Source organism: Halovenus aranensis, from assembly GCF_900100385.1.
Classification (GTDB): domain Archaea; phylum Halobacteriota; class Halobacteria; order Halobacteriales; family Haloarculaceae; genus Halovenus; species Halovenus aranensis.
Window position 1 is genome coordinate 189,070 of record NZ_FNFC01000006.1, and the last position, 13,472, is coordinate 202,541.

12 protein-coding genes and 1 pseudogene are annotated in these 13,472 nt (G+C 59.8%); 5 read left to right on the forward strand and 8 right to left on the reverse strand.

The window, feature by feature from the left end; translation table 11 throughout:
* The first annotated feature begins 20 nt into the window (after positions 1 to 20).
* Positions 21 to 827: an orotidine-5'-phosphate decarboxylase gene (gene pyrF / locus BLR34_RS08035; protein ID WP_092701780.1), complete on the forward strand. Its 807-nt coding sequence runs from the start codon at positions 21 to 23 to the stop codon at positions 825 to 827.
* Here the strand turns inward: pyrF and BLR34_RS08040 are convergent.
* From BLR34_RS08040 to BLR34_RS08055, 4 genes are read right to left on the reverse strand one after another with little or no spacing between them, the layout of a single operon-like run.
* The gene (locus tag BLR34_RS08040; protein ID WP_092701782.1) at positions 824 to 1,024 is read right to left on the reverse strand and encodes a hypothetical protein; all 201 of its coding nucleotides are present in this window, start codon (positions 1,022 to 1,024) and stop codon (positions 824 to 826) included. The two genes, pyrF and BLR34_RS08040, sit on opposite strands and share 4 nt — an antisense overlap.
* Positions 1,025 to 1,064: 40 nt before the next feature.
* A complete protein-coding gene (locus BLR34_RS08045) occupies positions 1,065 to 1,808 on the reverse strand; it encodes a metallophosphoesterase (RefSeq protein ID WP_092701785.1) in 744 nt (247 codons plus the stop codon).
* Positions 1,808 to 3,331 carry a hypothetical protein gene (locus tag BLR34_RS08050; RefSeq protein ID WP_092701788.1) on the reverse strand — a complete coding sequence of 508 codons (1,524 nt, stop codon included), beginning with the start codon at positions 3,329 to 3,331 and terminating at the stop codon, positions 1,808 to 1,810. The genes BLR34_RS08045 and BLR34_RS08050 overlap by 1 nt, the downstream gene beginning before the upstream one ends.
* On the reverse strand, positions 3,328 to 4,602 hold the full coding sequence (locus tag BLR34_RS08055; protein WP_092701791.1) for a Single-stranded DNA binding protein: 1,275 nt from the start codon (positions 4,600 to 4,602) through the stop codon (positions 3,328 to 3,330). The genes BLR34_RS08050 and BLR34_RS08055 overlap by 4 nt, the downstream gene beginning before the upstream one ends.
* 293 nt (positions 4,603 to 4,895) lie before the next feature.
* Here BLR34_RS08055 and BLR34_RS08060 point away from each other — a divergent pair, with 293 nt between their 5' ends.
* The 3 genes from BLR34_RS08060 (at position 4,896) to BLR34_RS08070 (ending at position 6,789) form a co-directional block, all read left to right on the forward strand.
* Positions 4,896 to 5,147 carry a hypothetical protein gene (locus BLR34_RS08060; protein ID WP_092701794.1) on the forward strand — a complete coding sequence of 84 codons (252 nt, stop codon included), beginning with the start codon at positions 4,896 to 4,898 and terminating at the stop codon, positions 5,145 to 5,147.
* A 66-nt stretch (positions 5,148 to 5,213) separates the two neighbouring features.
* Positions 5,214 to 5,639: a 6,7-dimethyl-8-ribityllumazine synthase gene (gene ribH / locus BLR34_RS08065; RefSeq protein WP_092701797.1), complete on the forward strand. Its 426-nt coding sequence runs from the start codon at positions 5,214 to 5,216 to the stop codon at positions 5,637 to 5,639.
* Entirely contained in the window at positions 5,632 to 6,789 is a 1,158-nt protein-coding gene (locus tag BLR34_RS08070; RefSeq protein WP_092701800.1) for a pyridoxal phosphate-dependent aminotransferase, read from the forward strand. Before ribH ends, BLR34_RS08070 begins: the two co-directional genes overlap by 8 nt.
* 8 nt (positions 6,790 to 6,797) lie before the next feature.
* Here the strand turns inward: BLR34_RS08070 and BLR34_RS08075 are convergent, their stop codons facing one another.
* From BLR34_RS08075 to BLR34_RS08090, 4 genes are all read right to left on the reverse strand, one after another.
* Positions 6,798 to 9,113: a methyl-accepting chemotaxis protein gene (locus BLR34_RS08075; RefSeq protein WP_092701802.1), complete on the reverse strand. Its 2,316-nt coding sequence runs from the start codon at positions 9,111 to 9,113 to the stop codon at positions 6,798 to 6,800.
* The gene (locus BLR34_RS08080; RefSeq protein ID WP_092701804.1) at positions 9,110 to 10,372 is read right to left on the reverse strand and encodes an ABC transporter substrate-binding protein; all 1,263 of its coding nucleotides are present in this window, start codon (positions 10,370 to 10,372) and stop codon (positions 9,110 to 9,112) included. Before BLR34_RS08080 ends, BLR34_RS08075 begins: the two co-directional genes overlap by 4 nt.
* Positions 10,373 to 10,720: 348 nt before the next feature.
* Positions 10,721 to 11,746 carry a tyrosine-type recombinase/integrase gene (locus BLR34_RS08085; protein ID WP_092701806.1) on the reverse strand — a complete coding sequence of 342 codons (1,026 nt, stop codon included), beginning with the start codon at positions 11,744 to 11,746 and terminating at the stop codon, positions 10,721 to 10,723.
* Positions 11,743 to 12,153 carry a DUF5805 domain-containing protein gene (locus tag BLR34_RS08090; protein WP_092701808.1) on the reverse strand — a complete coding sequence of 137 codons (411 nt, stop codon included), beginning with the start codon at positions 12,151 to 12,153 and terminating at the stop codon, positions 11,743 to 11,745. The genes BLR34_RS08085 and BLR34_RS08090 overlap by 4 nt, the downstream gene beginning before the upstream one ends.
* Positions 12,154 to 13,175: 1,022 nt before the next feature.
* Here BLR34_RS08090 and BLR34_RS08095 point away from each other — a divergent pair.
* Positions 13,176 to 13,472: pseudogene (locus tag BLR34_RS08095) on the forward strand (ISH3 family transposase); the annotation flags it as partial.

A 13,472-nucleotide genomic window follows, 5' to 3' on the forward strand; every position in this document is an offset into this window, starting at 1 on the left:
GTCACCATCGACCGGTGAGTATGCCTGCTCCGTTTTTCGACTGGCTCGGCGAGCGCATCGAACGTGTTGACAGTGTTGTCTCAGTCGGTCTGGACCCGGACCTCGACAGACTCCCCGAAGCGGTCCGAGGCGCTGACCTTCCTCGGTGGGCGTTCAACAGACGCATTATCGACGCCACACACGAACACACCGCCTGTTTCAAACCGAATGCCGCCTTCTACGAAGATGCGGACGGCTGGCGAGCGCTCCGAGAGACGGTCGCGTACGCCCACGGGAAGGACGTCCCAGTGCTTCTGGACGCGAAACGCGGTGACATCGGTAACACGGCTCGCCAGTACGCAGACGTCCTCGATATGGTCGATGCCATCACGGTAAACCCGTATCTCGGTCGCGATGCGCTCGACCCGTTTCTCTCGCGTGAGGAAAACGGTATCTTCATCCTAGCACGCACCTCGAACGCCGGTGGGGCCGACCTCCAGAATCTCGAACTCGCCTCCGGTGAACGGCTTTACGAACACGTGACCAGCCTGGCGGCCGAGTGGAACGACCACGACAACGTCGGCCTCGTCGTCGGCGCAACTGCGCCCGAAGAACTCGAAGAGATTCGCGACCGCGTACCAGAGATTCCGTTTCTTGTTCCTGGCGTCGGTGCACAGGGTGGCGACGAGCAGGCCGCCGTCGAGCATGGACTCGCCGACGGCGTCGGTCTCGTCAACTCCTCACGAGGTATTATCTTCGCTGGCGAGACCGCTCGGGGCGACTTCTTCGACGCGGCGGGACAGGCCGCTAAGAACCTCAAAGACGGCCTCAACGAGTATCGCTCCTAGAACTCGTAGGTGTCGACCCCATCTGGCATGTCGTCGCTGTCTGGTATCGACTCCGTCTGTCCCAACTCGGCGGCACACTCGACGCAGTATCCCGTCGACTCGTCGTAGTGGTCTTCACACACGAGCTGTGCACACCGATTGCAGGTGTGTTCGACTTGGGCGCTGTTGCAGATGGTACACGGTCCCGAGACGCTCATGTAACATAGTAATACGATGAGACGTTTCAATCTCTCGCCGTCACACCGTCTCGTAGCGCCCGAGTCGTGTCCCATCGAGCAGGTAGGCGTCGCCCTGCACGAGCCCCTCGGGAAGAAACGGCGAGAGAAACGTCTGCCCCTCGACGTTGACCTGCGTCCCCCCCGAGAGGTCGTTAAAAGCCGGAAAGACTATCAGGTCGCTGTCGAAGCTGGTACCGTCGCGTCCGTTGAAGGGCGCAGAATCGAGCGGTCCCCTGAGCCACACTCGCTCGACCCGGCCGCCACCGACCTCGTCTTCGAGCCTGACGACCGGGTGTTCGTGGCCGATACAGACGAAATCGGCGTCTAGAACCGCGTCACTCGGCCAGGTGTGTCCGTGTGCGAAGCCGACAGACCCAATCCTGACACCGGCTGTCGACGTCACTGTCAGGTCGTGGTCGAGGTCGTCGAGAAACGGCTCGATGTCGCCGTCGTGGTTTCCTTTGACGATAGTTACGGGGACCGAAAGCTGGTCGAGCAGCGCCCGGAGTTCGGCGCGCTCTGTGTCCCACGGGTCGCCAATAGCGTGGACGAGGTCACCGAGGATGACTACCCTGTCGGGCTGTACCCGCTCGACGAGTCCGAGCAGCCGCTCTCGGCGCTGGTCGCCCCTGGGGTCGAGTTCGACGCCCTCGGTTCTGAGGACGGTCTCGATACCGGCATGATAATCGGCAACGACGAGCAGCCGGCCGGCGTCGGTGTCGACGGTCGCTGCGGGACTCCCTGGAACTGGCTCGACCGCCATCAGATTGGTTTGAGCGTTCCCTCGTCAGGTTCGTAACACTCACCGTCCATCAGTGCGTCTTGAATCGCTGACTCGGTCTCCTCTGTGGGCACTCCGTACCGCTCTGTCATCTCCTCGACGATGTCCACACTGCGTGCACCGTCTCCCTCGTCGAGTTCGCCCATCAACTCCACGACCGCCGACTGCAGGTCATCGGGCGCGTCGGCGGATTCGGTCTCGGAGTCGTCGCCGGACTCGCTCTCGGCCTGTGTTGTCGCTGTCTCGTCGTCACCTGTCGCAGTATCCACTTCGGGCTCGTCTTCCTGTGAGTCGTCGACTGCCGGGGTCTCGATGTCTGCCTCGCCTGGCTCGTCGACTTCTGTCCCGGTCTGGAACTCCGTTCCAAACTCCTCCTCTACCTGCTTGCGCGTCTCCTCTTCGAGTTCGAACTCCTCTGGGTCGAACTCGCCCGGGCCGTCGAGGGTGTCGGCCGACCCCGCTTTCTCAGTCGCTTCCGGCGTCGTCGCCGTCTCTTCGACGCTTGCTGACTCGGCTGTTGTGGCGTCCTCTGTCTCTGTCACTGCCTCCTCGGTACGGTCCGATTCGTCCATCGCAACGGCCTCGTTCTCTGGCTCTGTCGTTGTGGTTGCCTCGGCCGTCGTGTCAGTTGTTGTCTCCTTCCCTGTCGTCGCCTCGGCGTTGCCCTCGTAGACGTTGTCACCGACAGTCGCGCTGTCGGGTGTGGTCTCGTCGGACGAGTCGCTTGCCCCCTCTGTCACGGCGTCGGCCGTCTCGGGTGTCGACGTATCGATGCCGGCATCTGCAACGTCACCCACCGATATCGGTCCGGACTTATCAGGTGTAATATCGAGTTCGGCGACTTCGCCTTTCTGGCCTGCGACGACACGTGCGGCGTCGAGTGCCAGTTCTCGCAGTCTGTCGAGATACGTCGGTGTCGTTCCGTAGTGGTCCAGCGCGAGTGCGATACCAGCACTCAGCTCTTCGCTGACGCCACGGTCGCGCAATGCCGCTTCGAGTGTCTCTCCAGACTGGTCGCGTCCCAGCGCCGTCCCGACGGTGCCGATTCGGTCGAGCGTCTGTTCTGTGGCCTGAACAGTCCAGCGGTCCCGGGTCTCTGCGTCGACTTCGTTGATACTCTCTGGCCTGACCGAACTGTAGACTTGGTCGGAGTCTTCGGGCTGGAAGGTCCGGGCTTTGCCAGTCATCGCGACGAACATCGGTGTCTCGGCCCGCTCCAGAAACGCCTGAACGTCCGGCTGGTACTGCCCGGCGTAGGTGACGAACGCGCCCGTCGGGTCGACGACACGCCCACGAAGTACGTCGTCACTCACCTGTTCGACCTCGGTCAGGACACCGACCGCAAAGAGGCGGTTGACTCGCGCACCAGTCGGCGTGATGACGTAGTTCGGCGAGCGGTCGTCGTCGCCGGCGGAGTACGAGAGGTCTGCGTCCTCGAACTCGGCGGCGAACAGTCGATAGGCGACCTCGCGCTCGCCGGCTCCGTCGTCTTCGGATTCGCTCATGGGTCCACCTCCGCGAGCAGGCGGGTTGCACGCGTCTCGGCGTCATCATTCCGCTTCGTGAACTCGGTCGCTTCCAGGTTTGCGCCGTAGTCGTCGACGGTCAGCGTTCCCCGGACACGGTACTCTCGGCCGACGATGCTGTCGCGAATGCTGTCGGCGACGACTTCCCGGTCCATCTCCTCGCGGGCGTGGGCTCGCGCGTCGTCGAGGTCGCCGCCGTAGACCGCTGTGGTAAGACTCTCGTCCAGAATCGCCGTCACAGTCCCGGTACCGTCGTCGAGAATCGCCTTGACCCGGAGGTCGTCTTCGCCCTCGACTTCTCCGTGGCTCCTGCACTGGCCGCTCTGGATGACACGGCCACACTCGGGACAGCGCTCGATGAGTCCAGAGCCATCACGGACTGCGACGACGTTTCCGGTCACTTCGATGTCGAACATGCCGCCCGTCTCGATTGCGTCCCCAATCTGGTACTGCGTGCCGGAGTCGGCCACCTCGACCGGTGTTTCCAGGGTCTCGACGGTCGAGAACTCCGAGACGTTGACAGACGGGACACCGCGGAACTCCCTGATGAACACGTCCTCGATTCGGACGGAGGTGTCGACCGAGAGTTCGGTACGCGGTTCCCAGTCGGTGAACGGCAACCGGCCGGTTTCGTCGCCCAGCACGCCGCTGAGAATCTCGGTTTCGCCGTTGCGCCCGTCGATTCGCTTCTGCTCGACCTCGAGGACCCGCACCTCGACGTTCACCCCGCGGTCGCCCGGCTCCAGCGTGGCCAGGTGTTCGTCGCCGCCGACATCGTACTCGATGTCCAGTTCCTTCTCGACGCGCTCGACGCTCGTCGAATCGCCGAGGTTCAGCTCTGGATGGCCCTCCCACTCGCGAACGTCGGCATTCCCCAGATGGACCGTCTCTCCTGATTCGAGACCGAAATCCTCCCAGGACGTATACGAGATTTTGCCGCTCTCGTCGGCGAACTCACCCTCGAAGATGACGTGTTGGTCGCCGTTGTACTGGATAGACCGTTTGCCCACCGAGAGCACGGTCACCGTGGTGTCGACTCTGGAGTCGGCAGTCGAGATTTCTTCGACTGACTTCGTCGCTATCTCGGCCCCGCCGGTAGACTCACTGTCGCCGTAGTTACGCCGAACCGTCTCCTTTGCCTCGTCCATCGGAACACCGTACTGTTCCAGATTTTCGAGTTTCGCTTTGACCTCCGTTTTGTCAACACCGAGGCTGGAGGCGAGTTCCTCGGCATGGTCGTCGAGACTCATACAGGCACTTCGCCTCCCCTGTACAAAAATCGTTGCAGTACTTCGATTGACATACCCATCAACTGATACGAACGTGTACGTAGGATACGTTCATCGACACAGTGCATGGGGTATCGGGATAGACCGTCGACAAAACACGTTATCTGGACCGTCAAGAAACGAAACGGGACAAGTAAAACCGTGTCGATAGCACCCAGTTCAAGCGGTGGGCGTCAGATTACAACCTCGATTTCGAGAAGACATGACGCCCAGACCACGAGCGCACCGAGGAGTCGCGTGTACAGTTTCGGTGCGTGTTCGCCAGGGGACACCCCGAATCACAAGACATCGCGTTCGGCGACGAGAACTGGGAGCTAGCAGGCCAGGAAACGGCCCGCACGTTCATCGGAGTCGACGCATCTGGGTCCGCCCGAATCAAGGGGTGGAACACCGAGACCATCTGTGATATCACTGAGATGAACTTCGACGGCCCGACACTCCACATCAAGACTAGCCAGAGCGACACGAAACGCGTCGACGCCAGGGACTTCGCGTCGACGGGGTGAGCGACGGTCGCCGTCAGTCCTGCCGAGAGCGGTAGTTCTATACGCCACCGTACCCCCTTCGGATACATGGTACGTTTGGGGCTGGTGGTTGCCCAGTTCAACAAAGAGAGTCCAGTGACGGCGAAGATGGAATCTCGCGCACGCGAGGAGGCAGAGCGACGAGACGCCGAAATTGTCGAGACGACAGAGGTACCTGGCTCGTACGACACGCCGCTTGCGGCCGACCGCCTTGCCCGGCGCGACGACATCGACGCCGTCGTGACCCTCGGTGCCATTATTACCGGCGACACGGACCACGACCAGGTTATTGCGGACGCAGCAGCCCAGGGGCTGACCGATGTCAGCCTCGACCGCGATACCCCGGTCACGATGGGAATCATCGGCCCGGGAATGAGCCACGACGAAGCCAAGGCGCGGGTCGATTACGGCGCGGCCGCCGTCGAGAGCGCGGTCGACCTGGCTACTACCCTCGAATCCAATACGCATGACTGAGCCCACCTACGCGGACAGAGTCGAACGTGTATCGCCCAGCGCGACGCTCGCAATCAGTAACAAGGCCTCGGCGCTCGAAGCAGACGGCGTCGACGTGGTCGATTTGAGCGTCGGCGAGCCCGATTTCGATACGCCACAGCCGATTAAAGACGCCGCCGAAGACGCTATCGAGGCGGGTCACACCGGCTACACGACCTCGAACGGCGTCCCAGCGCTCCGAGAGGCAATCGCCGACAAGTTGGCCGACGACGGGCTGGACTTCTATGATCCATCAGATATAATCGTCACGCCGGGGGGCAAGCAGGCGCTTTTCGAGGTGTTCCAGACACTCGTCGACGACGGCGACGAGGTCGTCCTCCTCGACCCCGCCTGGGTGTCTTACGAAGCGATGACGAAACTCGCCGGCGGTGAACTGACGAGGGTCGATACCGCCGCGCACGACTTCGCGCTCGAACCGTCGATTCCGGCGCTTACGGAGGCTGTCTCGGACGATACCACGGTGCTGGTACTCAACTCACCGGGCAACCCCCACGGTGCGGTCTACAGTGACGAGGCCCTCAAAGCCGTGCGAGACCTCGCCCTCGACCACGACTTCACGGTCATCTCTGACGAAATATATAGCGAAATAACTTATAACGACGTAGAGATGACCAGCATCGGCTCGTTGTCGGGTATGGCAGACAGGACGATAACACTCAACGGGTTCTCGAAGGCGTATGCGATGACTGGCTGGCGGTTGGGATACTTCGCCGCGACCGAGGGCGTCGTCGAGCAGGCTGGGAAGGTCCACAGCCACTCGGTCTCGTGTGCGACCAACTTCGTCCAGCGGGCGGGCATCACCGCACTGGAGGCGGTCGACGACGAAATCGACGAGATGGTCGATGCCTTCGCCGAGCGCCGCGAATTCTTGTTGTCTGCCTTCGCCGACCACGGCATCGATATCGTCGAGCCCGACGGCGCGTTCTACATGATGGTGCCCGTCGCCGACGACGACCAGTCCTGGTGTGACGACGCCATCGAGACGGCCCACGTCGCGACGGTCCCCGGAAGCGCGTTCGGAACCCCGGGCTACGCACGTATCTCGTATGCAAATAGTAAAGACAGGCTCGCGGCGGCCGTCGACCGCCTGGACGACGCAGACCTTCTCTGAACCGAGCGTTATCGCTCGGTCTCGGTTTCGAACCGTTCGAGACGCTGTGCGAGGGTCGACGCCTGGTCTGCGAGTGTCGCAACGCTATCACTCACTTCGGTAATCGATGCGGTCTGTTCCTCCGCAGCCGCGGAGACGGTTTCGGCTTCCGCTGCTGATTCCTCGCTCGATGCGACGACCTCGTCGACGGCCGACACCACTTCTTCGGTCGATTTTGCCTGCTCGTCCGTGGCTGCCGAGATTTCCTGCACGCCGTTGTTCGTCTCCTCGGCGTAGGTGGTAATGCCCTCGAGCGCCTCGACTGCCGGCTCGACGGCCTCGGTCCCCTGCTGGACTCTATCACGAGTCGTCTCGACGACCTGAACTGACTCTTCAGTCTGGCTACGAATCGTCTGGATTCGTGACTCTATCTCTGTCGCTGCCTCTTTTGCGTCAGCAGAGAGGGCTTTTATCTCCTGAGCAACGGTGTCGAACCCGTCTGCGTTGTTGCCGTCGCCCGCCCGTGTAGCTTCGATAGAGGCGTTGAGCGCCAGCATATTCGTCTGTTCTGCAACGTCCGAGATGGCATCGACCAGCGTGTCGATTCGCTCGACTTCCGTCTCCAGTGAGCGAATCGTCTCGACTGCCCGCTCGGACTCTTCCTCGACGCGATTCATTTCGGCGATGGCGTTCCGTGCCGCTTCCTGCCCCTTCTCGCTCGACTCGACGGTTCGCTCGGCGACTCCAGCGACTTCGCTGGCAGTCGATGCGATTTCCTCGGTTGTCCCCGAGAGGTTCGACATTTCTGTCTGTGTCTCGCCGAGACGCTCGCTTTGTTTCTCCGTCGCGACGGAAATCTCTTGAATCGAGTCCGACACCTGCTCACTCGCCGCTTTGACTTCTTGCGTGGAGGTCGTTGCACGGTCGCTGGCACTGGTGACATCAGCCGCGAACTGTTTGACCTCGTTGACTGCGGTTTCGATATCTGCGAGCATCTCGTTGAACTCCTCGCCGATGGTGCGCATCTGTTCGTTATCGGTGGTCACGTCTGCACGAACGGTGAGGTCGCCGTTTGCCGCAGCTCGCATCGTTTCGCCGTACTGGTCGGCGACACGTTCGAGTTCGTCGACCATCTCCGAGACGCGCTCTCGCTCGGCTTCTGCGTCTTCTTTTGCCTCCTCGGCCTCTGTCTTTGCTTCCTCGGCTTCGCTCTTTGCCTCCTCGGCGGCCGTTATCCGCGCATCGAGTGATGTGCGCATCTCGTCGAAAGACTGGTAGAGCCGTCCAACTTCGTCGACACGCGTGGTTTCAAGCTCGACCGACCGGTCGCCGTCTTCGATTCGTTCGGCCTTGTCCCGGAGGTCTCTGAGCGGCGTCACCGTCTGGCGAGCGAGGACGAAGCCTGCAACCAGCAGCGACAGTAGCCCAGCACCGATGACGACAACAAGCGTCAACCCGACCGCATCACTCGCTGCGAAGGCCTGGCTAGTCGGCACCGTCGAGACCGCCACCCACTCGTTGTCCGGGAGTGCGGCGTACGCAGTCACGGTGTCACTACCCTGCTGGAAATCGGTCCCGTCCCGGGTCGTCCCGAGTTCCGAGACGATTGTCTGGTCGAACTCGCCACTGAGTTCGCTACTTCCAAGAACTGTACGGTTCTCCGTGTCGACGATGAGCGTTTCCTGGTCGTCGTGAAGCTGTCGGAGTCCATCGACGCGGTATTCGATAGTGCCGACGATAACCGCAATTCGGGCTTCGTCACCCTCGACCGGGCTTGCAAACGACATCACCTGGTCGTCGAGAATCTGGTCGCTGTAGGCCGTCGGGGAGTTCCAGACGTCGTTTGCCGACGTGAGGTCGACGCCGAGGTCGATTTCCGTCCATGGCTCGTCGATGCTATCGAGCGATTCGCCGCGAATCTCGGCGTTCGTGCTCGTCAACACTTGGTCTTCATTCGTGTCGACGATATGGATTGCTCGCACGTCGACAGGGAGTTTCGCCTGCTCCTGTATCACGTGCGCTTCGGCGTCCTCTTGGCTGCTCCCCGCAAGCGCAGGGGACGAGGAGAGTGACCGCGTGTGTGACTCCATCGAAATCGTCCACTCGTTGATAGAGTCGGCGTGCATCTCGACTGTCGCGGTAAGCTGGCGTTCGGTGTCGTCTTGGACGGTCTGCTGTGCGTTGAAATACCCCGCAGCTCCGACCGCCGAAATGACGACGACGACCGCCAGGATAGTAAGGATGAACTTCGCCCGATAGCTGCGCCGAACGAACGATGGGACCACCCGAGCAGACACCGACTGTCTGTCGCTTGCCTCGTCATGGCCGGACCGTTCGTCGCTCATGCTGACCCCTCCGGCGGCGTCTGCTCGCCGAGAATCTCCCGCCCGCTATCAGTGAAGGTGAGATACTCGTACTGCACAGGGCCACCGTCACCGTTTTCGTCGAACTCGATTTCGCCGGCTGCACCACGGTAATGAATTTCTTCGCCCGCGCCTGCCCGCTCGATACCCTCGGCCAGGTTACCCGGCTGGATTTCTGTGCCGCCTTCGACCGTCACCTGCCGCATCTGGCGCGCGATGGCTGCGCCGTCGTTCGCTCCTGCTGCCGCGTTCGCAAGCAGAATCGTCGCGGCTGCGTCGTAGGTATTCGAGCCGAAGAGACCGGGTTCGGCTCCGTACTCGTCTGTGTACATCGACACAAAATTCCCCTGCCCGGGGCCGACCGAGGCCGGCACAACGCCGTACACGTCCTCGTGGAAGTCGACGTTTTCCTCGACCGAGCCATCGATTAGCCCGTCACTAATAAATAGGACCTCACTATTTTCGTGTTCGTCGTAGTAGGTCTGTAACAGCGGAATTCCACCGTCCGGGTACCCGACAACGAACAGGATGTCAGGGTCCCCTCGCAGGACGGTCTCGAGTGTCTCGCTGTAGGAATCACTCTCCGGGGAGTAAGACTGCTGTGTGAGTATCTCCCCGTCGAATGAGGCCGAAAACGCACCCGAAAGCTGTCGTCCGTAATCGCCCTGCACGTACAGCGTCGACGCCGACGAGGCACCGTGCTCGGCGGTCGCAAGTTGAGCCACAATGACAGCTTGCAACGAATCGACCGGTGCAGTTCGGAACGAAAATCCTCTGTCGCTCAGTATCGAGAGCGTCGGCGTCGTCGCCGACGGACTACAGGAGACGACCTCCGCAGGTATCGTCGCTTGCTGGGTCATCTGGAGGGTACTCCCGGAGGCGGCAGCTCCGACGATGGCCGGGAACTCTTCCTCGATTAACGACTGTGCCGCATCGATAGCGCCCGTCGGAGTCGTCTCGGAGTCTCTGACTGCGAACTCGATGTCCGGCGCAATCCCGGCCGCTTCGAGCTCTGTCACCGGTAGCTCCGCGCCGTTGATGAGAACCTGTCCGGCTGACTCTAGTGCCCCTGACTGCGGTAACACTGCTCCGTAACGTAACGTCCGGTCAGACAGTGCCGGCCGGTCGTTACCGCCGCTGTCTCCTGACCCCGAGAGACAGCCTGCCAGCGTTGCGGTGCCTCCGACTGCGGCGAGAAATGCTCGTCTATCCAGTTCGCTGGTCTGTCGTTGCCCCGTCATTATATCTCGTCGACTCTCTCTCTGTGATGAAACAGTGTTAAACTTTCTTTGCGACTATCGAAATTGATATCGATATTCTGTCTATCCTATTTAACCAAATAAATTCTAGCCGGCATATTCTGAACAATATGGTTTCTTAGATACTGTCATCTAATAAACTGGATGACAAAATCTCTCGGCTCACCGGAGTTTCTATTGACCACATCGAGGAGAGAACAGCCAGGAGACGCCGCTCGCGCCGATTTCGCCTACAGGATAACTCACACAGATTGAATTACATTCCGTATAGCTATATGAGGTTTATGTATTCGATATGCACGGCCAGCAATGAGATGGTTGTATCCTATTTTACAACAGCGAGTAAATATTTGCCTCGTACTCTTCTCGCACGCGATTCCCCCAATCGTGGGTGTAGGTGTCGATAACGTCTTTGGCAACGTCGCCGCGGAGATATTTGACGACGCCGCGGTCACCGGTCCTGTCGCGAAGGTGCGTGGTGAAAAAATGCCGGAAGTAGTGGGGAGTGACATTCTCTTCGGGTCCGCCACCCTCTCGATACCAACCGTACTCCCGGGCGTGAGTCTCGACGAGATGGTGGACCATCGCAGGAGAGAGCCGCCTGCCCCAGTCGTCGCTCGTACTGACAAACAATGGATTCGCATCCGAAACCGGGTCAGGGCGAACAGCTAACCACTCCGTGAGTGTCCTCCGCAGCTCGTCATCGACAGGGATGGTCGTTGCCCGCTTTCGCTTGTTTGACGCTGACCGACGCTCGCCGTTGTACACTGCGTTCTGTGCGGGTGCGCTGTCGACGTATAGCGAGTCTGGCCGCCCGTCGAGTCGTGGTCGGTGGCTAGACGCCACCGGCGACTCGGAGAGAGAAACGTCTCGAACATCGAGATTGCACAGCTCTCCAGCCCTGATACCGGTCTTCAGAAGCATCAACAGCACGGCTCTGTCCAGTGGGTGTGTGATACTCTCGAAAAACGAGCGCATCGCAGTGACTGAGATATCCCGCCGGGCAGGGTCTGTGTTTATCGATTCGTCCAGTTCCTCGACGACTATCGACATTGGATTGTCGTCGAACGCGTCGACTCGCGTCATGTAGTCGTAAAACCGGTGGAGATAGGACGCATAGGTTGCGACGGTACTCGAGGCCAGATCGCCGCGTAGTTGGTGAATATAAGCCATACAGTCCCGGTGATTTGCTTCTGTGAGCGAGAGGTCCCGAGAGGACAGATACGCCTCGAAATCACGAAGGACGCGCTCGTAGGCCGCCTGTGTGCGTGGCGACTTGCCCTGGTATCGGATATCGTCGAGGAAATACTCGACGTGGTCTTGTGTCGGTGACTGTGTGGCGCCCGTGTCGCTCATTCGTTCTCCTCCGTTTCGAGGACGTAGCCGCCCTCGCGCCCGCTGTATCGCACTTGCCCCGCCTCTTGGAGTTCCTGGAGCGTTTCCTCGAGTTGTGTCTCGATGTCACCTGTCACTGCCGCCAGCAAATCGTCCCACGACAGGCAGCCCTGGCCCTCGAGAGATTCGAGTATCTGTGTCCTGAGGGACTCACTTCCGTCCGAGGGGTCAATATCGCCGCTCTGGGGGCTTTCTGCCACCGGGTCGCCGCCAAATCCTCTCCGTCCTGCCTGGACCATCGTCTTGACGAACTCGCTTCTGCTCATGTCGAGTTCGTCGGCATGTTCGTCCCACACGTCTCGTTGGTAGGCCGGGACGTACACCTGGACGACAGTCCGGGATGTATCGACATCCGGGTCTGTAGCCATATCTTGTAGTTGCTTCCCGACTCCTTCAATCTAGTTCTTATACACGAATCGGTCACATCACTTGTCGTGATTCTTGGGTGTCGGTAACACTGTACAGCAGTAGACGGATTCCACACGATGTGCCACGACCAACCCGTGACGTGGTCAACAAAAGTACCGCAAAATCACTATCAGCTACCACGGGCCTCCCTGGACCTACCGCCAGCGTGGCCCATACTGATAGATTGCCAGTAAAAAGTCAACTTTGATATCACAATCATATCTAAAGGCCCTTATTTGTGAGTGTGACATTTCTATAACGGCAGTAGCCATCTTAGACGGTCGTATGAGAATCACACTCTAATCTAAACGAAATTTTACCTCACAACGACGCCGACTCACTGATTACTGTGGTCCTGTTCGGTGTACCTCCGCGATATTTCGGGCCAAACTGTTTCTGGGCCTGAATTAGTCTGAGACAGGGTGTTTCGTGTGGGTGATTATGTGTTCTGCACCTATTAAATAAGGGGTGCTATATTGCAATTCGTCAGATTTTGCCTATGGGTGGGTACCTTAGCCAGACCAGGGAGCTAGTATCCTCTCTATGGCGGGGTTCTATATCCCTCGTCTGCAAGGTTGTCAACGGTTGTAGATGCAACAGCGCTCGGCAAGCCATAGCTTTTTATCGGCTACAGCTACCTGCCTGACGGGACTCGACGCTCGAAACCAGCCACTGTCAACATCTACGGTTCAAAGTCTGCATAGCATTTACACTGCCAAGAGCGACCCACACGCTGGCTCCCTGGAGCTGATAGAGGATATGCGGCTCGTCAATGACTTGGTGAGCACTGATACGTCGAACAACGACGTCGGCGACAGTATTCTCGTTGGACAGCTCGCACGCTGGTTCCGTCTCGTTTTGATGGCTCGCCGATCGGGTTCTCGACGAGCTACTGACTGGTCGGTGTCCCTCGTCGTTTTCAAGAGAGGGATAGACTCAGTCGATCACATCGGGTTAGAGGAAGTGTCTGCTTTGGGAGGATGTGCAACAACCCGAAGCAGACAGCGAAATAGAGGAAGAGCACCTGCTTAATTTTGTCGTCAACAGCCTCGACGAAGAGCTTGCGATAGACCTCGGTGATGACGTCAAGGTCACGACAGAGACGTTGTACGAGGTCCTCGCCGGCGCCAGCGCCGGCGGGACCTCAATCAACCACGTCTGCGAAACGACCGGCGACTCGCCACACGCCAATACCGTCCGGGGACATCTCACCGAGCAGTTTGAGCTTGACTCGGTTGAGGCAGTTGGGGACACGCTCCTGCAGCGAGATGCGCTTGCG